Origin of the sequence: Paenibacillus sp. F411 (genome assembly GCF_017582705.1) — a bacterium.
GTDB classification, from domain to species: domain Bacteria; phylum Bacillota; class Bacilli; order Paenibacillales; family Paenibacillaceae; genus Paenibacillus_AQ; species Paenibacillus_AQ algicola.
Genome location: NZ_JAGFIP010000007.1, coordinates 35,251 through 54,985, shown reverse-complemented (window position 1 = coordinate 54,985; position 19,735 = coordinate 35,251). Strand labels below are relative to the sequence as shown.

Annotated in this window: 20 protein-coding genes; 1 reads left to right on the top strand and 19 read right to left on the bottom strand. The window is 48.7% G+C overall.

Annotated elements, in window-relative coordinates; all coding sequences use genetic code 11:
• Positions 1–37: 37 nt before the first annotated feature.
• The 4 genes from JJQ72_RS09350 to JJQ72_RS09335 all read right to left on the bottom strand — a co-directional run bounded on the left by JJQ72_RS09350 (position 38) and on the right by JJQ72_RS09335 (position 3,087).
• Positions 38–964, bottom strand: a complete 927-nt coding sequence (locus tag JJQ72_RS09350) for an S-layer homology domain-containing protein (RefSeq protein ID WP_208203478.1) — start codon at positions 962–964, stop codon at positions 38–40.
• An 81-nt stretch (positions 965–1,045) separates the two neighbouring features.
• Positions 1,046–1,525 carry a hypothetical protein gene (locus JJQ72_RS09345; protein WP_138226038.1) on the bottom strand — a complete coding sequence of 160 codons (480 nt, stop codon included), beginning with the start codon at positions 1,523–1,525 and terminating at the stop codon, positions 1,046–1,048.
• Positions 1,526–1,685: 160 nt separating this feature from the next.
• Positions 1,686–2,024: a four-helix bundle copper-binding protein gene (locus JJQ72_RS09340; RefSeq protein WP_138226039.1), complete on the bottom strand. Its 339-nt coding sequence runs from the start codon at positions 2,022–2,024 to the stop codon at positions 1,686–1,688.
• 64 nt (positions 2,025–2,088) lie between these two features.
• A complete protein-coding gene (locus JJQ72_RS09335; RefSeq protein WP_208203477.1) occupies positions 2,089–3,087 on the bottom strand; it encodes a CobW family GTP-binding protein in 999 nt (332 codons plus the stop codon).
• Between the two features lie 113 nt (positions 3,088–3,200).
• Here JJQ72_RS09335 and JJQ72_RS09330 point away from each other — a divergent pair, with 113 nt between their 5' ends.
• Positions 3,201–3,716, top strand: coding sequence for a MogA/MoaB family molybdenum cofactor biosynthesis protein (locus tag JJQ72_RS09330; RefSeq protein WP_208203476.1), 516 nt, complete (start codon positions 3,201–3,203; stop codon positions 3,714–3,716).
• A gap of 96 nt (positions 3,717–3,812) precedes the next feature.
• Here the strand turns inward: JJQ72_RS09330 and JJQ72_RS09325 are convergent, their stop codons facing one another.
• From JJQ72_RS09325 to JJQ72_RS09255, 15 genes are all read right to left on the bottom strand, one after another.
• A complete protein-coding gene (locus JJQ72_RS09325) occupies positions 3,813–4,361 on the bottom strand; it encodes a hypothetical protein (protein ID WP_208203475.1) in 549 nt (182 codons plus the stop codon).
• A gap of 16 nt (positions 4,362–4,377) precedes the next feature.
• Positions 4,378–5,382, bottom strand: a complete 1,005-nt coding sequence (locus tag JJQ72_RS09320; RefSeq protein WP_208203474.1) for an acrylyl-CoA reductase family protein — start codon at positions 5,380–5,382, stop codon at positions 4,378–4,380.
• Between the two features lie 161 nt (positions 5,383–5,543).
• On the bottom strand, positions 5,544–6,185 hold the full coding sequence (locus tag JJQ72_RS09315) for a hypothetical protein (protein ID WP_208203473.1): 642 nt from the start codon (positions 6,183–6,185) through the stop codon (positions 5,544–5,546).
• Positions 6,182–7,042 (bottom strand): ABC transporter ATP-binding protein, encoded by an 861-nt coding sequence (locus JJQ72_RS09310; RefSeq protein ID WP_208203472.1) that lies wholly within the window; start codon positions 7,040–7,042, stop codon positions 6,182–6,184. Before JJQ72_RS09310 ends, JJQ72_RS09315 begins: the two co-directional genes overlap by 4 nt.
• A gap of 2 nt (positions 7,043–7,044) precedes the next feature.
• Positions 7,045–9,096: a hypothetical protein gene (locus tag JJQ72_RS09305; protein WP_208203471.1), complete on the bottom strand. Its 2,052-nt coding sequence runs from the start codon at positions 9,094–9,096 to the stop codon at positions 7,045–7,047.
• 284 nt (positions 9,097–9,380) lie between these two features.
• The gene (locus JJQ72_RS09300) at positions 9,381–10,850 is read right to left on the bottom strand and encodes a nicotinate phosphoribosyltransferase (protein WP_138226045.1); all 1,470 of its coding nucleotides are present in this window, start codon (positions 10,848–10,850) and stop codon (positions 9,381–9,383) included.
• 57 nt (positions 10,851–10,907) lie between these two features.
• Complete coding sequence (locus JJQ72_RS09295; protein ID WP_138226046.1) at positions 10,908–11,450, bottom strand: cysteine hydrolase family protein; 543 nt, start codon at positions 11,448–11,450, stop codon at positions 10,908–10,910.
• Between the two features lie 102 nt (positions 11,451–11,552).
• Complete coding sequence (locus tag JJQ72_RS09290; RefSeq protein WP_138226047.1) at positions 11,553–12,326, bottom strand: NUDIX hydrolase; 774 nt, start codon at positions 12,324–12,326, stop codon at positions 11,553–11,555.
• Positions 12,327–12,491: 165 nt separating this feature from the next.
• Positions 12,492–12,905 (bottom strand): YlbF/YmcA family competence regulator, encoded by a 414-nt coding sequence (locus JJQ72_RS09285; protein WP_138227777.1) that lies wholly within the window; start codon positions 12,903–12,905, stop codon positions 12,492–12,494.
• 79 nt (positions 12,906–12,984) lie between these two features.
• Complete coding sequence (gene miaB, locus JJQ72_RS09280) at positions 12,985–14,544, bottom strand: tRNA (N6-isopentenyl adenosine(37)-C2)-methylthiotransferase MiaB (RefSeq protein ID WP_138226048.1); 1,560 nt, start codon at positions 14,542–14,544, stop codon at positions 12,985–12,987.
• 254 nt (positions 14,545–14,798) lie between these two features.
• Positions 14,799–15,371: a phosphate propanoyltransferase gene (gene pduL / locus JJQ72_RS09275; protein WP_138226049.1), complete on the bottom strand. Its 573-nt coding sequence runs from the start codon at positions 15,369–15,371 to the stop codon at positions 14,799–14,801.
• A 110-nt stretch (positions 15,372–15,481) separates the two neighbouring features.
• A complete protein-coding gene (locus JJQ72_RS09270) occupies positions 15,482–16,348 on the bottom strand; it encodes a 2-oxoacid:ferredoxin oxidoreductase subunit beta (RefSeq protein ID WP_138226050.1) in 867 nt (288 codons plus the stop codon).
• Positions 16,348–18,102, bottom strand: coding sequence for a 2-oxoacid:acceptor oxidoreductase subunit alpha (locus tag JJQ72_RS09265; RefSeq protein ID WP_138226051.1), 1,755 nt, complete (start codon positions 18,100–18,102; stop codon positions 16,348–16,350). Before JJQ72_RS09265 ends, JJQ72_RS09270 begins: the two co-directional genes overlap by 1 nt.
• A 168-nt stretch (positions 18,103–18,270) precedes the next feature.
• Positions 18,271–19,218 (bottom strand): dipeptidase, encoded by a 948-nt coding sequence (locus JJQ72_RS09260; protein WP_208203470.1) that lies wholly within the window; start codon positions 19,216–19,218, stop codon positions 18,271–18,273.
• 88 nt (positions 19,219–19,306) lie between these two features.
• A complete protein-coding gene (locus tag JJQ72_RS09255) occupies positions 19,307–19,567 on the bottom strand; it encodes a stage V sporulation protein S (RefSeq protein WP_006211249.1) in 261 nt (86 codons plus the stop codon).
• Positions 19,568–19,735: the final 168 nt, after the last annotated feature.

Sequence of the window (19,735 nt, the reverse complement as noted above, 5' to 3'; positions counted from 1 at the left end):
TATTGGGACAGCCCTTTTCCAATTTAGATGTGGTTATCTACGGTGAAGACGGTGCTTCTTTCACGGTAACCTTATACGGTGCAGGAACGTAGGCTTCCGCCGTCGCTTCTGAAATCACCTGAGGATACATTTTGTCTGGATCCGGCGGAGTGACCGAGTAATACACCACCGCTTCCCAATCACTTATGAACTCTATAGAGGATACCATGAGGCCGTAGCCAGGATGCGGCATATCGCTTTTCGTAATGACTACCCTGTTCACATTCTCGTCCACCTTGATTACATCGCTGGAGACCTGATCTCCTCCCTCAACAGGCGGAATTTCAACAGGCGGCTTCTCATTCGGAAAGCCGTTCAGAAAGTCCCTTGCAGCATGCACCATTTGGGCGGCTTCCATACGCGTTAAGGTTTCCTTCGGCTGAAACTCATCCTTGTCATTCAAATCGGCCATGTTCGTAATGAGCAGAAATTGCACCGCGCCCCGGAATTCCTCGGAGATCTTTTCCTCATCGGCAACCTCTATATGGATCGCGATAATCGGATAATCACCGGTAGACTGTACAGCGGCATGCAGCAATCCGGCAAAGGTCTCCCGGTTGATTGGCTTATTCCACGCCATCTCGTTCGTGACCGGCAGCCCGTGCATCGCTGCAATGTTCACTGCTTCACTGAACCAGGCACCGTCCGGCACTGAGCTGAACGATTGACCGCTGAAATTCGGAAATACCTGAAGCTCTGTCGCATTCACGATCATTTGCACCGCTTGTGCGGCCGTAAGAGACTGGTTCGGAGCAAATCGGTCCTCTGAAATCCCATTAATCACTCCGGCGCGCTGCAGATCCTTCACAATGGCGAGCTGGCTGCTATCCTCCACATCGGAAAAAGCAAACGCAGAAGCTGACATACTGCCCACCAGAGCGGATGACATAAGTAACGCTGAGATCATCTTGGTTGATTTTTTCATAATATGCACCTCCTATACCTTACAGACGCCATCGGGCAGCCAGATGTTTCAGTTTATCGCGTTTTTGTTTCCCGGCTGCAGCTAAGACGGACTTGACTCATCCTGCCGATCCCCGTCCAAACCGAGCTTGATATACATTTCTCCCGAATAGCCTTGAAGCTTCTGCTCCAGAGCCTGCGCCTGATCCTTAAAGGCATTCAGCTCTCGAATCATCCGGGAACGGCCCGCCGGACTAAACGTATCATGAATTCGTTCTTTAAAATAATCATGGACAATATAATTGCGCTGTTTCCATACTTCTTTCAGCTGAACCGTCTCTTCCTCGGAAAAGGGAAAATAGTGCTGTATTTCCTGAACGAGCTGACCTAGCGAGCTACTTAGCTTACGCTGATACAGCTGCGTAAAATCTTCTTCCGAAGGCACCTGACCCTTGGACAGCTTGATGAGCATGAGCAAATTCGCCAGCTGCTGCTCCAGAGCCTGGGAATAATAGACCGCCAAACCGAAATAGGTTAACAGCTCTTTGGAGTGTTCGCTGTCCAGCAAACGTGTCTGATTCATAGAGTCCTCCTATACATCGCTGCTATTTCGTGTTTATCGTGTTCACCTTCTATGGTATAGGAAGATTCCCCCTCCTTCAATCACAAAAAAACCTAAACCCGTCCATTGGCCATGACAAGTTCAGGTTGTGAAGCTTTAGATGATGAAGTTAATTTGTGAATTAGGCGACACAGCACATCTCGCGGCATACCTCCACGCAGCGACGGCAAGCGGCTGCACAGTCCTGGCAATGCTGATGCGGATGCTTCTCACACTCTGCAGCGCAGGCTTCACAAATCTGGATCGTCAGGCTGCAAATGTCCGAGGCAAACGGGCTCATACGGCTCATGGCATCCGCTGCAAACGAACAAATATCTGAACACTCCCGAGTCAGTTCAATACATTCACGCAGCATGGCAATATCATATTCCTTCAGGCAGGAAACATAGCAGACGTTGCTGGCATTCACGGCTTCAAAACAAGCCTCAATACAATCTTTATACTGTAATTCTTGACTCATGTATGTTTACCTCCCATGATAATGTCTGATGAAAATGTATTAAACGAAAATCCAAGCCGCTGAATCAAGTTGGCTCTGACAGTTTTTGCAGCTGCTGCTTCAATGCTGTACGATCAAACTGTTCCCCGATAAAGACCAGCACATCTCGCAGCTCCACCTCCTGTGGCAGCCGGGTGTAATCCGTCTCGCGGAAGGCATATTGGAACAGGTAACGGCTCGCCGTATCCTGAAACGTCAGGATGCCCTTGGCCCGGTATATATCACGCGGTAGCTCGCGAATCCATGCCTCGAATTTGCGGCTATCCAGCGGACCTTGAAGATGATGGGTATAGGACATGACATGAGCATGGGTGTCATGAGAAGCTGCTCCGCCTTTGAAGCTGCGGCCTGGTGTATTCATTCTTTCATCATCCGACGCTCCCTCAGGTACAGCGGCACTTTGTTCTGAACGGCTAACCGCACTCAGCATCGGCTCCAGATCGACATGACATCGAACAGCCTCGAAGGCAACTGCAGACCGGTTCCACTTCTCCACAATCTCTGTGACCTCTGACAATTCGTCCTGGCTTAGCCGGTCTGCTTTGTTCAGGATTAACACATTGGCGCAGCGAATTTGTTCCTGCATCAGCCGATAGGTTTTGGCCCGCTGCTCCCGGTGAAGGTGAAGAAGATGCGGAGTATCTACAACCGTAATCATCTGCTGAAGCTCAATATTTAAAAAGAGGGAAGCCTCGGCGACACCGTCGAGGATCTCCATCGGATTCGCGGCTCCGGTCGCCTCCACCACGATGACATCCGGACGATCGCGCTGCAGCAGCATGCCGAGCTCCGCGGCAAAATCCGCCCGGATGGTACAGCACACACACCCGCTGAGCAGCTCAGAGGTAGGGACGTCTGCCCCCGCCGCCAGGCTGTCGATGTTCACCTCGCCAATCTCATTCATAACCACGGCAGGCTTTAGGCCCTCCTGCTTCCAATGCTGCAGCAGCCGAGTTAGCAGAGTCGTTTTACCGCTCCCTAGAAAACCTGATAATATGTATACAGGAGTCATCTTGTTTCGCATATTGTTCTCTTTCCTTTCCACACGTTCTGTTAGCGAGTGTACTATAAGTGAAAGACGAAGAGCAACCAAGGATTCATATTTTTAATGTTTGATTCAAGAAAGGAGTACATACCATGAACTCAGTAGAAGAACATCGTAAAGAGGCACCGGCCTCGGTCAGCTGTATGGTTATTACCGTCTCGGACACCCGTACATTAGAAACAGATCAGAGCGGTCGGTTGATATGTGAGCTCCTGGAGACTCAAGGTTATATCGTGGCTGGACGAACAATCGTAAAGGATGATTATGAACAAGTCCGCGAGCTTCTATATGACGCTTCCAGCCGTCCTGACATTGACGCCGTCTTGCTTACTGGCGGTACAGGTATCTCCGGAAGAGATACAACGTATGAAGCCGTTGCTTCCATGCTGAGTAAGGAGCTCGCCGGATTTGGGGAGGTTTTTCGTTTCCTCAGCTATCAGGAGATCGGTTCCGCAGCGATTTTGAGCCGCGCTGTGGGTGGGTCGATCGGGGACACGGCTATCTTCTCCATGCCGGGCTCGGTCAATGCCGTTAGACTCGCTATGGACAAGATTTTGCTGCCCGAGCTCAGACACGTTGTGCGGGAGCTGAAAAAGCCGGTATCATAAGCTCATAAGCTGAATACCCAAGCATATCTGCATTCCTGTATTTCTCACTTAACACAACAACGCTCCGGTGCATACCGGAGCGTTGTTGTGGTGTTATTATTTGTTATCATCCGACTCATTCGTATGGTCCCCTGCGTGAAGCTCATTGGATTTCAACAGCTCGGACGCAATCCTTTTGATTTGTTCCTCATACTGGCCTTGATTCTCACCGGAAGACAAGTAGACGAAGGCTGAGGATTTCTCTTCGACAAGTACGGCGTCCAAGCCTTCACCGCCTTCTTCCACAGCTCCGCCATACAGCTCCTTCATCTGAGCCATACGTGTCTCTTCATCCGGATAAACGAACAGCTTGATCTGCTGATCCTCTGCATCCTTAATCAGATACTGATACTGGATGCTTCCATCCTGAGCTTCAGTAAACGATTCTTTCGTCAGCTCCATGCCTTCATCCTGAAAGCGCTCCTTCATCATCGTCAGGAACTTCCCATTCAATCCGCGTCCTTCTTGCGCTGCTTCCTGCGTTCCTTCCTCGAAGGCTTGTCCGTTATATTGCTCCACCTCGCGCTCAACAACGTCCTGGCTGCAGCCTGCAATTCCAAAGGCCAATAAACCTGCCGCTGCCGCTTTGCCCCAAGATTTCATCATTTTAGGCATCCTCCTTCTATGACATCGAAACCACCGTTCTTCCGACGGCCTGACCCTGCAGAATCTGCCCCAGGGTGGCTGGCAGCTCTGCAAGACCTACTTCGCGAATTCCCTCAGCCAGCACACTTTCCGGCTTCCATGGTCCTGCCAGCAGAGACCAGACATCCTTTCTTACAGACATCGGGCAATAGACCGAGTCAATGCCGAGCAGTCGGATATTTCGAAGGATGAACGGATATACCGTACCGGGGAAATCGGTTCCTCCCGTCAAGCCGGATAATGCTGCAGAGCCTCCATACTTCAGCTGCTTCAAAATATCTGCCAGCCTCTCGCCGCCAACCGGATCAATAGCACCTGCCCATCGTTCAGCGGAAATCGGTCCTGGTTTCTCCGGGGGAAGCTCGTCTCTGGAGATGACCTGATGCGCTCCGAGAGCTTTCAGCCAGGCCTCCTCCTTCTCTTTTTTACCCGTGGATGCCACAATTTCATAACCAAGCCGCGATAGGATAGACACTGCGAAGCTGCCTACTCCCCCGGTTGCACCCGTCACTAGGACCGGACCATGCTCCGGCTTCAGTCCATTATGAATCAGAGCATGAACCGACAGTGCCGCAGTGAAGCCCGCCGTACCGATGCCCATAGCTTCCTTCGCTGACAAGCCGGCCGGCAGCTTCACCAGCCAATCGCCGTTCAGACGCGCATATTCGCTGAAGCCTCCTTCATGGCTGACTCCAAGGTCATAGCCTGTGCAAAGCACATGATCGCCTGCTTCATATTCAGGATGACTGGACTGCACCACCGTCCCCGCCAAATCAATGCCTGGAATGAACGGATAGCGCCGCACAATTCTTCCATCTGGTATAGAAGCAAGGCCGTCTTTGTAATTGACGCTGCTGTAGGAGACCTGGATCGATACATCACCCTCCGGCAGCTGCTCCGGACCCAGCTGTGTCACGCCAGCCCGAAATCCTTGTTCATCCTTATTTACCACATACGCTTGAAAAGCTTCAGGTATCCCCATGTCTAAATCCTCCTGACCATTTGCTTTCATTTTTAATATACCCATTGTAGTACAGTTCTTTCGCAGATGGTAATTTAGATGTCATCACTGTATGACTTCGACTGAAAAAACACCCTCAAGTGCAAGCTGGATGCTGTTGCACTTAAGAGTGTTCTCAAATTTTAAGCATATCGTTGAGACTTTTGCAGTATGGCTTGCGCAACGGCCCACCATGTAATGCCAGCAATGAGGGTTAGGAGCAGCTTACGATCCCATGAATAGTCGTCTGGCAATTCTCCTCGAAAATAATAAATATTCAATAAAGGCACCAGGCTTCCTCTAGACAGGATTTGTGTGAAGCAATAGCCCATAATGACGAATAATGCCCACCCTATTTGACGCACAAGGACCATAGACAATAAACCCAATCCGCATATAAAAAAAGTCTGAACGGCAATTTGGATAAAATACGCTAGCAGCTGTTTGTAGTCGGTATACTGTACAATGAAATGAAACGAAATAAATACAATTACGATATATAGGATAAAAAAGACAGCTGCTCTGTAAGCACCATAATAAAATCTAGACACAGGGTAGGTAAATAAGGTTTCACTCCCCTCCTCTTCTAGGATATTGTAAAAAATACAAATCGTCCACCAGACTCCCGCTGCAGGAATGATATATTCCATTGCCGGTAAATAATAGGCTTCATTATGGTGAGTTAACACAGCATATATCATAGTTACACAAAGGCAAAAAACAGGGATAACAGCGTTGAACCCTAAAGCCATCACGTCAAAACGAAATAATTTCATCATGTTCATGAGTTTGTTTGTTTTCCCATCAGATAAAGATACCCTTCTTCAAGCCCGGCGTTAACCTGGTAAGCCCCTTCCACAGGTTTGTCTGACAGAAACTTAATGATGAATTTTCCACCTTCAGACTCTGTTGAGATGACTTCAATATGTTCAGATTCACGATAATACGTTTCCTTGTCCAGTTCCTTCTTCCAAACTTTTCCTTGAGCTATAGCTGCAACATTATTAATTTCACCCGTTACGAGAAGCTTACCTTTATGAAGAACTGCGACCTCGTCACATACTGCGACAACATCCTCCACAATATGGGTGGAAATGATCACTATATTATCTTTAGACAATCCTCTTAATAACCTTCTAAACCGGATTCGTTCTTCAGGATCTAATCCTGCTGTCGGTTCATCGACAATTAATATTCGGGGATTTCCTAACAAAGCTTGAGCAATGCCTAATCTCCTGAGCATTCCTCCCGAGAGAGCACCGACCTTCTTGTGGAGCTGCTCTGTAAGATTGACATGCTCACTGATTTCTATTATTTTGCGCTTATAATCCTCAACCTGTTTAAGAATTGCAATATGCTGAAGCAGTTCCATAACCTTCACATTCTTGAACAATGAAAAATGCTGTGGCAAGTATCCGATCAATCTTTGAACCTCGCGTTTATTGCTCCATCTGATCTCATTGTATGACACTGTGCCTTCGCTACAGTCAATTAATGTAGCTAAAATTCGCATGAGTGTAGATTTACCGGCTCCGTTCGGCCCCAGAAGTCCAAACATGCCTGGCTTTATTTGAAGTGAAACATCTGATAATGCCTGATTATTTCCATACTGTTTAGAAATATGCTCAATAGATAACAGCATGCTCACACCCGCCCTTCTTCCATTTTATCCGCGATAAATTGTTTAATTTGTCTTTCGTTGGCTCCTTTTTCGATCATGACGAGCCAATGTCTAAAAAATGTTCTCATCTCTTCCTGATACTCTGAATTTTTCTCTATCCACAATTTAAATTCGGGGTCTATATATCCATAGTCAACAAATCGAGCCAATGAGCTTTTCTCATCGATATTGTGCTGTAGATAATACCAATGTTCATAAGCCACAAGCATCAAATCCTCATTAGCTGCATTCATAGAGATTTCGGGTGAGCGCAGCAGGCTACTCGTGATTCCTGCCACATTTAAAGCTTCATAGTTTAGAATGTCATGATTTAGATGGCTCTGAGTCGATACAATCCAATAGTCTCCGAGATCCCATGTTGATTTAAATACTTTGGCTGCTTCAATGGGAAGGGGGAGAAAAAATATTTTTGTCAATTGTGGCTTTTGAATACCAAAATCATCTAAAATCTTAGGGCGAATCTGCTGTATAGCATCAATATAATTTCTTATGGACTCTTCTGCTTTATAATTGGATAACGAATCAAATACCGTCATTTGATCCATCCTTTGTGATTTGACCATTCCCGCGACAACGGTTATGCCGCTGCTCGTTTCCCCTTTCCAAATTCCTGGACTGCTCTGGGTCAAATTCGTAAAAATATGTTTATCACCTGAGTATCGCAGCTCATAGCTTATGGGAGTGTCAATCAAGCTGCTTGGCACCTGCACTAATCGGTAGCCGTCTTGATTAATCATAGATGGGTAATAACCCGGAGACGGGAGCCAGTTAAAGTATGCAGGAAGTAAAACGGCCTGTTCATTCGCGTAAAAATAAGGAGAGCTTATCCCGCTATATGTTATACGCAGATGAACCGACTCCCCCTTCACAACATTCTTTGCAAGTATAATCTCTAATCTGTCTTGATTCCGGTGAAATTGAAGATTATTTCCTGTCTCGTCTTGTATATGTTCAATATGAAAATTATGGTATAGGCTAAAAGTAAGCTTATCTACATTCTTCCCCATCCGTAAATCTAAATCTGCTTGTACTTGCAATGACCTTTTTACATCCAGTTTCACTTGATACGATTGAACTTGGAATTCAATGGGCTCTTTAGCTTTCTGATCAACAACCATCTCGGAATAAAAATTTTTGTCATAAAGCTCTTTCGAATCCTTCTCGCTTAGTGTATGAATCACTTGGCTGGGCTGCAAAATGATATACTGATTGATAATAATCAAGGCCATGCAAACTATAACGCCTCCAATTGCACTAGGCATTTTGATCTCTTGTTTCATCTTTAATTTAAGAATTATCATGATTACAAGTAAGGCGAGCCATTGCAGCTTTATAAGCCAGCGGTTTAATTCTAATGGAAATCCGTATATGGGATCATATAACAGATGAATATCGGACTGGCCTAAATTGAGGATGGATAGTAATGGATATAGATTGATATTTAGAACAGCCATCAAATTCGTAAGGATTAAGGTATTCATCGGCCCCGCAAAAATATTGAACAGCAATAATCCCAGCAATGAGGCTTTGAACTTCCCACTCCCTCCCAGCAAACATCCTAGCCAGGCAGAGATCCAAAACGGCAGCACATAATAAAGCATGATGTATAATACGGTTTTGATATACATCTCAAATGGAACTCCAAACCTATTGAAGAATAACAAAATGATAGACAGAGAAAGGAGAGCATAGCCCACAATCAGGAAAACAACACAGACAAATTTGGAAATGAATTTATGTAAGTATCCCATTGAGATCGTATTCACAAGTTCAGACATCTGGTTAGTGTTATCTTGACGGACCATGTAGAACCCGATGATCGAAAAATACAACATACCAATCTGCACGACTGCTGCACTGGAGGTTAATGCTCCCCCTGCGTCACCAGACACTAACCGAAACCACACAATGTACAGTAAACCTATGATTAATAGAATGAAAGAAATCCAGAAAAACCATCTACGCAGTAAAATCATTAGATCAAATTTTATACTGTTCATCACTTTGTTGACCATATCAAGTTTTCTCTCCTAGACTTACGTTTTATTTGCACCCTGTATACTACAATACCAAATTTTCAATATTATGGCATGACATTTATGATAATTATTTATTGTGTCTTTTGAGTCTAAGGTGTAGAGAACAACTGGAAATAGCCTCCCCTTGTCGAATTGCCTGTAAAGCTCCCGAGAAATGACGCCTTCTGCGCTTTCCCGAGAAATAATGATCTACATGCCGCTGCTTTAAAAGCCTTTACGCAAAAAAAGACCTGCCTCAGCAGGTCCCTCCTCATCTACCTTTAATCCTCGTCCTGTTGATCCTGTCCCAGCTCCTCCATATACTCCGCGATCAAGCGCTGCTTCAGCTCCCACACCTGCTCGCTTAAATTAATACGATAGATTTCGGGGTTCAGCTTGCGGAGATATTCTGGCCAGAACTGCTGCAGCTGTCCATTATGATGCTCACGGATCTCCTCCAGTGTCGGCAGCTCATACACGAGCTGGCCTTGGTCAAATATAGGCGTCAGCATCGGCACCGCCTGAAAGTCCCGGACATTCTTGCGCATGTAAGGATGTAGCGGATTAAACAGCTTCAGCTTGCCTCCCTCCGGCGGCATGCTCTCTTCAGGGAAGCAGATGTAATCTGCAATGGCTTTCCCGCTTCCTTTGGAGATAATTCGGTACACTTCCTTTTTGCCAGGGGTGGACACCTTCTCCGGATTGGCAGAAATTTTAATGGTGGCTTTCATGGCTCCATCTACTTCCCGCTCCACCAGTTTGTATACGCCGCCCAGAGCAGGCTGATCCGCTGCCGTTATCAGCTGGGTGCCTACGCCCCAAATATCAATCTTGGCACCTTGTGCCTTCAAATCCAGAATCGTATTCTCATCCAGATCATTGGAGGCGACAATCTTGACATAAGATAGGCCCGCATCATCCAGCATTTGACGCGCCTTGATGGATAGATACGCAAGATCTCCGCTGTCCAGGCGGATAGCGTTCATTCGTTTCCCTTGAGCCTCCAGCTTCTTCGCCGTCCGGATTGCGTTCGGCACACCGCTGGACAAGGTATCGTAGGTATCAACCAGCAGCGTCACCTGATCAGGCATAACCCGGGCAAAAATATCGAATGCCTCCTGCTCATTATGAAACGTCTGCACCCAGGAATGCGCGTGCGTGCCCTTCGTTGGAATGCCGAACTGCTCACCGGCCAGCATATTGGAGGTAGCATGAAATCCCGAAATATATGCAGCCCTGGCTCCCCATACGGCAGCATCTGCTTCCTGCGCACGGCGGGTTCCGAACTCCAGCAGGGTATCTCCGCTCGCAACCTGGCGGATCCGGGAAGCTTTAGTTGCAATCAGCGTCTGAAAATTCATAAAGTTCAAGATGGCTGTCTCCACCAGCTGCGTTTCCATAATGCGTCCCTCTACCCGGATTAAAGGCTCGTTGGCGAAGACCAGTGAGCCTTCCTTCATCGCGTGTATCGTTCCTTGAAACCGGAAATGACGCAGCTCCTCCAGAAAGGCAGGCTCGTACTGCTCCTCCTGCTTGGCTAAGTAAGCGATATCCTCTTCACTGAATTGCAATTGATTAATATAGTTAACAATTCGCTCCAGGCCGGCAAACACAGCATACCCGTTGCCGAAGGGAAGCTTGCGGAAATAAGCCTCGAATACGGCCCGAGTCTCGTGAGAGCCGTTAACCCAATGTGCGTACATCATATTGATCTGATATTTATCCGTATGCAAAGCCAGTCCAGCCTTCATGTGATGCTCCTCCTTCGTCCGCTGCCCGGTGCCTCGTTCAAGAGCCGGTCCCGGGTTTTAGTTGCTGTTTATTACCCTCGCGCCCAGAGTTCCTTCAAAATGTGTTAAGGCCCAATCATGTCCTGCAGCATTAAAGCTGGCTACTGCATCCTTATATACCGTGATGTTATAGCCCAGATTGTAAGCATCCACAGCCGTGTGCAGCACACAAATGTCTGTACAGACTCCGATCAGGCTGATTTCCCGAATGCCGCGTTCTCTCAGCTTGACATCCAGATCCGTTCCGCAAAAAGCACTGTATCGGCTCTTGTCCATCCAGTAAATCTGTTCCTTATTCTCTTTATATGCCGATTCCAGTGCACCAAAGAGATTTCTGCCTTCAGTCCCTCGAAGGTTATGCGGCGGAAACAGCTTGGCTTCAGGGTGGTAGGCTTCGTTCTCTTCATGCAAATCTACGGCCATGACGACAAAATCCTGCTGCTCCACATAGCGGCGGGTTAGCTCAGCCACGGTATGCTGGATCGCGACAGCTGCTTCTCCTACCGGGAGCTTGCCGTCTACGAAATCATGGGTAAAATCAATTACGATTAATGCCTTCATGTCTATACACACTCCTTATTCACCTTATTTCAAAGCACTTTGCTTCTACGGAGGCTCGCTGCAAGATATAGCGATCCCTCAGCACGTTTCAGTTCCCCGAGATTAAGTGTACATGGATAGCAGTGGTGTATGGTCTGTGAATCGGTACAGCTGTGCCGGACGCTGGGAATACTGATTGGAGCTCACCGGCTTTCCGTCCTCATTCCGCACCTCCTCCAGAATTCCCTGGCGGCTGCGTGTAGATGTGATCTTACGAATAAAGTTCGGCTCCTTAAATTCCGGCACGACCGTCTGAATGACCTGATACAGCTCGCTTAACGTAAACTCCTCCGGCAGGAACTGCTTGGCAATCGTCGTCTGCAGCATTTGCTGCTGAATTTGGCGGTAAGCATCCAGAATGATGCGTCGGTGGTCAAAAGCGAGCTCCAGCTCATCCAGAGCCTGGCTCACGGTGAAAAGTCCGACCTCTTCCGCATCATCCGCAGCCTGCCGGTGCTCCAGCATCCATTCCTCGACTAAGGCGTAAAAGGCATGGCTGATAATCCATCCGCGTGGATCCCGCCCAGGGTCACTATATACGCCAAGGTACTCCAGATGGCCGCCATCGACTCCGGTTTCTTCCTTAAGCTCTCGTGTCGCAGCATCATATATAGATTCGCTTTCCCGGCAAAATCCTCCAGGCAGCGCCCACATGCCGGCACAAGGCCAGGATTTACGGCGGATCAGCATCACCTTGAGCTCACGAATCGGCAGGGTCTTGGTGACGGTCTTTCGCTCCCGCTTCGTCAGGGTAAACATTACAATATCGGCCGGTACGCCATCGGGAGTCCGGTAGCGCTTCGTAGTAGATTGAGATGGATCTGCATTTTGCGTCATGTGATCACCATTACTTTTAATTTGATAATATCATTATGACATACTAATCTGGACTGTCAAGCCCTTCCTGAGAATTCCTTGCTCCTTACGATACCCTTAGATATTACATTTCATGTTGTTAAGGAAAGACAGAGAAAAGGTGCGGACCCCAGGTCCGCACCTTTTCTAGCCGCAGCTGCTCGGTGGCGCTTCTTTACCTGTCTCGACATTTACCTTCTGCGAGACGGTATCATGAATGACTGACATCACGAGCTGCAGCAAATAGTTAATATCGCTTTGGCTCTGTTGAAACTCGGACACAACAGGAATAGCGTCAATTTCATCCTGAAGCTCATCAATTTCACGTTCGATTTTGGTTACCATGTCCTGGTTCTGGAAGGTTTCAAACGCCACGATTTCCTTCTGCTTCTTCTTGATCGTTTGAATCAGCTTCTGCACATGCTCATGACTGCGGATTTTCTCCTCCGCCTGCTGAAACATTTTGACTTCCTCACTTGTCGAAATGAGCTCTGCCAGCTCTTTCGTTTTCTTCATAATATCTTCCCGGATTACCAGGTCGCGGCTGTCAAAGGAAGCCATTCCGTAATTATTTACACGCTGTTCCTGAGTCACGTTCATCGCTCCAATTCATAGTATTATCAATCCACACTTGCACAACCTAAACCGCATCGCTTGCAGGAATGACAGGCTCCATCATCTCGCCCTTGATATACCAGGTCATTGGATCAGTGATACGAACATGCACCAAGCTGCCAATCAGATCCTCGGTGCCTTCAAAATGGACCAGCTTATTGCTGCGCGTTCTCCCGGACAGCATATGATCCTTGTTCTTGCTGACCCCTTCTACCAGAACCTCCACAATGGCATCCTTCATCCGGTCATTGCTCTTGCGGCTGTATTCATGAATTGCATCGTTCAATAGCTGCAGACGCTGCTTCTTGACAGCCATCGGAACATTGTCCTCCATAACCGCTGCAGGCGTTCCTTCCCGCGGAGAATAGATAAAGGTGTAGGCGAAATCAAAGCCTACTTCACGGACCAGGGAGAGCGTCTCTTCGAACTGCTCATCACTTTCGCCCGGGAAGCCCACAATGATATCTGTAGTCAGAACAACGTCCGGGATGGCTCGCTTGATCTTTCCGACCAGCTCCAGATAAACCTCCCGCGAATACTTGCGGCTCATCTTCTTCAGGATCTCACTGCTGCCGGATTGAACCGGGAGATGAATATGCTCCACCAGATTGCCCCGCTTCGCCAGCACCTCAATCAGATGATCGTCAAAGTCCCGCGGATGAGAGGTCGTAAAGCGCACTCGAGGTATATCAATTTTGCGGATTTCATCCATCAGGTCTCCGAAACCGTACTGAATATCCGTAAAATCCTTCCCGTAGGCGTTCACATTCTGGCCCAGCAGCGTAATTTCCTTAAAGCCCTGTCTGGCCAGCTCACGCACCTCGGCAATCACATCATCCGGCCGGCGGCTCCGTTCTTTACCACGGGTGTAAGGCACGATGCAATAGGTACAGAATTTGTCGCAGCCGTACATGATGTTAACCCAGCCGCGCAGACCTTCTCTTTTCTTGGGCAGATTCTCGACGATGTCGCCTTCCTTGGACCATACCTCCACAACGAGCTCTTTGCTGAGCAGAGCCTCCTGAATGAGGTGTGGCAGGCGATGAATGTTATGTGTGCCGAAGACCAGATCCACAAAGCCATGCTTTTGCAAAATCCGCTTGACTACGCCTTCCTCCTGCGCCATACAGCCGCAGACACCCAGCAGCAGATCCGGCTTCTCCACCTTCAGATGCTTCATATGCCCCAGCTCACCGAACACCTTATCCTCCGCATTCTCGCGAATCGCACAGGTGTTGAGCAGAATAATATCTGCCTGCTTGCGGTCCTCTGTCGGCATATAGCCCATTTGCTCCAGAAGCCCCTTGATCGTCTCCGAATCGTGTTCGTTCATCTGACAGCCATACGTATATACCAAATAGTACTTGTCTTTGCCGATATGTTTAAACTCTTCAGGCACCTCTGTATTGTACAGTACCTGTACATCTTGTTTCCCGCGCTGCTTCTCTTGTCTATGATCAGGCTCCGATAGTATGTTAATCTCCCGGCCGCGAATGCGGATTCTTTTGCCGCGCTCATCCTCGGAGAGCACTTTCGCATCGGAAAAATCAAAATACTTGGAGTAATCCTTCTTCTCCTTGGACATTCAGCTGGTCACTCCTTAAATCCGTAAAAGTCCCTTAAACGACATTACCGCCAATAAAGGCATTGTCTCTGATTATATCATGATCTTCCCCATCCGGCTACTGCCGGGGTCCTTATTCTTGAGCCCCTGACAAACATGCTGCGCCACAGCATCAGCTGCTTATTTACTCCACACGTTAACATGAAAAAGCCGCCCCGGCCTCAGCAAGCCCGAAGGCTTGCTCTAGGTCAAGGCGGCTGCACCGCAGGGAACGGCTAGTCGATGATTTCTGCTGTATCTCCAGTGGACGCACCGGCAGCATTGGCTTCATCGGTATCAATATGCATATCAAGTGCAAAGTCCGGGGATACGCGGGCTACTACATGTTCAAGAACGAGGCCCCGCTCTCCACCCAAGCGAACTTTGAGCAGATCTTTATCCTGTATCCCCCATTTTTCTGCATCTGAGGTGTGAAAATGAATGTGGCGCGCGGCCACGATGACTCCCTGCTCCAGGGTTACCTCACCGGCCGGACCTTTGATTGTAATCCCCGGCGTACCATCAATATAGCCAGATTCGCGAACAGGTGCCTTAACACCGATTGCGAAGGAATCGGTACGGGATATTTCGAGCTGGGATGCCTTGCGGGCAGGACCCAAAATACGAACCTTGTCAAATTGACCCTTGGTGCCGATCACAGCTACAGTTTCATTGGCAGCAAATTGACCCGGCTGCGAGAGCGGCTTGAATTCTGTCAGCTGATAGCCGGCTCCAAATAATGCTTCGATGTGCTCCTGACTCAAATGAATGTGGCGGGCGGAAACCCCCACCGGAACAGTTTTACTCATCTGTCTCACTCCTTGTTTTTCTCTATATGCTGTCATGCCAACGTCCATTATACTCTCTATTACCCAAAAATAAAAAGGCAGCACGGAAGCCGCACTGCCTGTTCAAACAATTATCTGAATTCTGCCATCAAATGGTCAAATTGCTCCTCGGTTAACGCCAGGTCCTGTTGGGCCAGAGGCGTCTCTTTGAAGCCTTGAATCTGATTCTCATAGCTTTTGCGTGATTGGTCTTGATAGATCAGACCGGTCAGCAATCCACCCGTTTCCATCAGCTTCGTCATTGCCTGGATCCGGTTGCTCGGATCATAATCCGGGAAAGAGTCCAGATTGACAATATTCTCTTTAAACCATTCGTAGGTATTCACCTTGTTGAAGGTCACACATGGACTGAATACATTAATAATTGAGAAGCCTTCATGCTTGATGCCCTCTTCAATTAATGCCGTTAACTGCTTAATGTCACTGGAAAAGGATTGAGCCACAAACGTAGCGCCCGCCGACAAGGCCAGCTCCAATGGCGACAAGGTCGTCTCGATCGAGCCGCTAGGCGTGCTCTTGGTCACGAAGCCCTCTGCACTGCGGGGAGAGGTTTGTCCCTTGGTCAGGCCATAAATCTGATTGTCCATTACGATATACGTGATGTTCATATTTCTGCGAATAGCATGAATGGTGTGACCCATCCCGATCGCAAAGCCGTCTCCGTCACCGCCGGAAGCGATAACCGTCAAGTCTCGGTTCGCGAGCTTGACTCCCTGCGCAATCGGGAGTGCACGGCCATGAATACCATGCAGGCCATAGGCATGAATGTAGCCCGAGATCCGTCCGGAGCAGCCAATGCCCGAAATTACCGCCAGCTCCTCCGGTGTTAATCCTGTGTTCGCTGCGGCCCGCTGGATCGCAGCCTGAATGGAGAAATCTCCGCAGCCTGGGCACCAGTTCGGCTTCACATTGTTACGAAATTCCTTAAAGGTTGCCATTATACCAGCTCCTTGCTTGCTGTGCAGATCTGCTTGCACTCATGATAAATAATGGATGGCAGGAACGGATTCCCGTCATATTTCAGTACGCTCTTGATCTTGTCTCCATGTCCGCAATGCAGCTTCACCAGGCCGGCAAGCTGTGCAGTGGCGTTGTTCTCCACCACGATAACCTGTCGGGCTTGTTCCACATAGGGCAGCACTTCCTCCACCGGGAACGGATGCAGCAGGCGTACCGTCAAATGATTGGTGCTGATGCCGTCCTTCTCCAGCAGCTCTCTGCCCTGGTCAATGGTACCTCCCGTCGAACCCATTCCAATAATGAGCAGGTCCGGTGTCTCATAAGGCGCATCTACCAGAACCGGATCTCTGACTTCAAGACCCGACAGCTTGCCAAGACGCTTATCCATCATGTTCTTTCGGTTGATCGCAGATTCGGACGGACGTCCGGTTTCGTCATGCTCGACTCCGGTCACGTGGTGAATGCCGTTCTTCTGTCCTGGCAGTACCCGTGGCGAAATTCCATTCTCAGTCAGCGCATAGCGCGGGAACAGCTCTTTCTCTTCCAGCTCCGGCGCCTGGGCTACTAGGCTTCCTCTATCGATCACAATCCGGCTGTAATCCAGCGGCTCACAGGACTGCTTGCCCAGCGACAGCTGCAGATCGGTTACCAGAATGACCGGCACCTGGTATTTCTCCGACAAATTAAAGGCCTCGATCGTATCATAAAAACACTCTTCAATGGAGCTTGGCGCCAGCACGATCTTCGGAATTTCACCGTGTGTTCCGTGAATCATAGCATTGATATCACTTTGCTCCTGCTTCGTTGGAAGGCCTGTACTCGGTCCGCCGCGCTGGGTATCTACAATAACTACCGGTGTCTCTGTCATGCCTGCAAGACCAATACCTTCCATCATGAGCGAAAGGCCCGGGCCTGCGGACGCTGTCATCGTCCGGACGCCAGCGTAATTGGCACCGATCGCCATGGTCACCGCAGCAATTTCATCCTCGGTTTGAACAACTGTGCCTCCAAATTTAGGCAGCTGCTTAATCAAATATTCCATAATTTCAGAAGCCGGGGTAATCGGGTATGCGCTCATGAGACGGCAGCCTGCTGCTACCGCGCCAAGTCCAATGGCATCGTTACCGATCATAAACAGCTTCTGCTTACCATCTGCTGGGAGCAGCTTAAATTCATCCAGCGGGCCTCCGGCCAGCTCCAGGACATAGTCTGAGCCTCGCTTCACAGCCTCCAGGTTCTTCTCTACGACAGCCGGGCCCTTTCTGCCAAATTCCTCTTCCACCGCGCGGTTAAATACGTCTAACGGCAGTCCCAGAAGCGCCCACGACGCTCCGGAAGCTACCATGTTCTTCATCAGTGACGTTCCAAGCTCTTCAGCAATGGCCGTAATGGGTACAGAGAACAAGCGGATCTGGGTACCGTCCGGCACGGTCGGGTTGAACTTGGAATCTGCTACCACTACGCCGCCCGGACGCAGCTCATGCGCATTGAGGTCAATACTTTCCTGGTCAAAGGCCACGAGAATATCCAGATCATCCGAGATTGAGCGAATGGGATCCGTGCTGATTCTTATTTTATTATTCGTATGACCGCCTTTAATTCTGGACGAGAAATGACGGTAGCCGTAAAGATAATAGCCCAGACGATTCAAAGCTGTTGAGAAAATCCGGTCTGTACTCTCGACACCTTCACCCTGCTGGCCGCCAATTTTCCACGATAACTGGTTAATCAAACAATTCCACTCCTTTTCCAATCCATGCATCATCTCAGCGTCGCAGCTGTTCTGCACTTGTTCTATTATAAGTTCTGAAGCGTCATATCACCATTGCTTTTTTTAATTACGATAAAGTTTATCGGTTTAATGTGAAAATGGCAAGAAATATTTTCTAGCTGTGTTCTGCTATCCATTTTGTGATGGAAGATGCTTCTCCAGGAAGGTCAGCGCGTTGCCAGAAATGAAGTCATTGACAAGCTCCTCCGGATAATGCCTCAGCAGCACGTTGATAAACTCCGGATAGCGAGACGCATTCTCCAGCCCGCTTACCCACTCATCAATTCCGTCGAAATCCGACCCGAACATCAGGTGCTTTGCGCCTCCTAAGGAGCAGACATGCTCAATATGCGGAAGCAGATCCTCGGGAGTAACCACCTTGGCCTCATTTCGGATAAACCAGGGTACGAAGGTCAGTCCGATCAAGCCATCCATGGCGATTAACGCTTGAATTTGTTCATTACTCAGATTCCGCGGGTGGCTGCATACCGACATACAGTTGGAGTGAGAGGCAATCAGCGGACGCCGGCTCATCTCAGCCAGCTCCCAGAAGCCGGCAGGGGAAAGGTGAGACACATCCAGTAATATCCCTAGCTGCTGGCAGAGCTCAACGAACTCCTGGCCTTTGCGTGTCAGTCCACCGCCCCGCGGTTCCATCACCCCGTCAGCAGCCCAGTTTGCATGGTTCCACGTCAAGCCCATAAACCGCACTCCGAGCTCATAGCACAGCTGCCCATAAAACAAATTTCCCTCCAGCCCGTCCAGCCCTTCCAACGAAAGCATGCCAAAGCGCTGCCTGCCGCTTCTGATTTCTGCAATCTGTTCCTTCCACTTCAGCCACTCCAGAGGTCCTGCGGCCAGCTTATTCCGGAATATGTCCAGCTGAGCCAGAACGCGTTCAAAGCTGGGTCTGCCGAACCGCTCGGCTAAAAACACCGCAAACACCTGCAGAGCTACATCGCCCTGCTCCATCGTTTTGAAGGATACATCCAGCTCTTTAGCATCTGAAAAAGCCAATCCGGGCTTCTCCCACAGCTTACTCAGTGCATCACAGTGAAAATCCACAACCTTTGTCATATGCGCCCCCCTTGCAGCTTTAAATCATAGCAAAAAGCCTGTTTACCAAGTTCATGTAAACAGGCTCATCCTCTCAACATTCCGTCCCTTATCTTGGTTCGACGATCAATTTAATCGCGGTCCGGTCTTCTCCATCAATAACAATATCCGTGAAAGCAGGGATACAGATCAGATCCACCCCGCTCGGTGCTACAAATCCCCGGGCAATCGCTACGGCTTTAATGGCTTGATTCAGGGCTCCGGCTCCAATCGCCTGAAGCTCTGCACCTCCACGCTCACGAAGCACACCTGCAAGCGCTCCTGCAACTGAATTTGGATTGGATTTTGCTGAAACTTTTAATACTTCCATGGTAAGTACCTCCCCTGGGAATGTTGAGTGATGGTTTGCTTTCATGGCTTTCATGGCTTCATGGCTTATATAAAATAAAGTTTATTTTATATCCATGTTATTCGCGGATGTCCAAAAAATTCCTTCTTTTTGCCAGTTGCCCTTATTTACTCTTTAACCGCTGGAGAA

Coding starts and splice junctions, on each gene's coding strand:
- JJQ72_RS09350 (WP_208203478.1), bottom strand. CDS start 964: ATGAAAAAATCAACCAAGATGATCTCAGCGTTACTTATGTCATCCGCT.
- JJQ72_RS09345 (WP_138226038.1), bottom strand. CDS start 1,525: ATGAATCAGACACGTTTGCTGGACAGCGAACACTCCAAAGAGCTGTTA.
- JJQ72_RS09340 (WP_138226039.1), bottom strand. CDS start 2,024: ATGAGTCAAGAATTACAGTATAAAGATTGTATTGAGGCTTGTTTTGAA.
- JJQ72_RS09335 (WP_208203477.1), bottom strand. CDS start 3,087: ATGCGAAACAAGATGACTCCTGTATACATATTATCAGGTTTTCTAGGG.
- JJQ72_RS09330 (WP_208203476.1), top strand. CDS start 3,201: ATGAACTCAGTAGAAGAACATCGTAAAGAGGCACCGGCCTCGGTCAGC.
- JJQ72_RS09325 (WP_208203475.1), bottom strand. CDS start 4,361: ATGATGAAATCTTGGGGCAAAGCGGCAGCGGCAGGTTTATTGGCCTTT.
- JJQ72_RS09320 (WP_208203474.1), bottom strand. CDS start 5,382: ATGGGGATACCTGAAGCTTTTCAAGCGTATGTGGTAAATAAGGATGAA.
- JJQ72_RS09315 (WP_208203473.1), bottom strand. CDS start 6,185: ATGAACATGATGAAATTATTTCGTTTTGACGTGATGGCTTTAGGGTTC.
- JJQ72_RS09310 (WP_208203472.1), bottom strand. CDS start 7,042: ATGCTGTTATCTATTGAGCATATTTCTAAACAGTATGGAAATAATCAG.
- JJQ72_RS09305 (WP_208203471.1), bottom strand. CDS start 9,096: ATGGTCAACAAAGTGATGAACAGTATAAAATTTGATCTAATGATTTTA.
- JJQ72_RS09300 (WP_138226045.1), bottom strand. CDS start 10,850: ATGAAGGCTGGACTGGCTTTGCATACGGATAAATATCAGATCAATATG.
- JJQ72_RS09295 (WP_138226046.1), bottom strand. CDS start 11,450: ATGAAGGCATTAATCGTAATTGATTTTACCCATGATTTCGTAGACGGC.
- JJQ72_RS09290 (WP_138226047.1), bottom strand. CDS start 12,326: ATGACGCAAAATGCAGATCCATCTCAATCTACTACGAAGCGCTACCGG.
- JJQ72_RS09285 (WP_138227777.1), bottom strand. CDS start 12,905: ATGGCTTCCTTTGACAGCCGCGACCTGGTAATCCGGGAAGATATTATG.
- miaB (WP_138226048.1), bottom strand. CDS start 14,544: ATGTCCAAGGAGAAGAAGGATTACTCCAAGTATTTTGATTTTTCCGAT.
- pduL (WP_138226049.1), bottom strand. CDS start 15,371: ATGAGTAAAACTGTTCCGGTGGGGGTTTCCGCCCGCCACATTCATTTG.
- JJQ72_RS09270 (WP_138226050.1), bottom strand. CDS start 16,348: ATGGCAACCTTTAAGGAATTTCGTAACAATGTGAAGCCGAACTGGTGC.
- JJQ72_RS09260 (WP_208203470.1), bottom strand. CDS start 19,218: ATGACAAAGGTTGTGGATTTTCACTGTGATGCACTGAGTAAGCTGTGG.
- JJQ72_RS09255 (WP_006211249.1), bottom strand. CDS start 19,567: ATGGAAGTATTAAAAGTTTCAGCAAAATCCAATCCAAATTCAGTTGCA.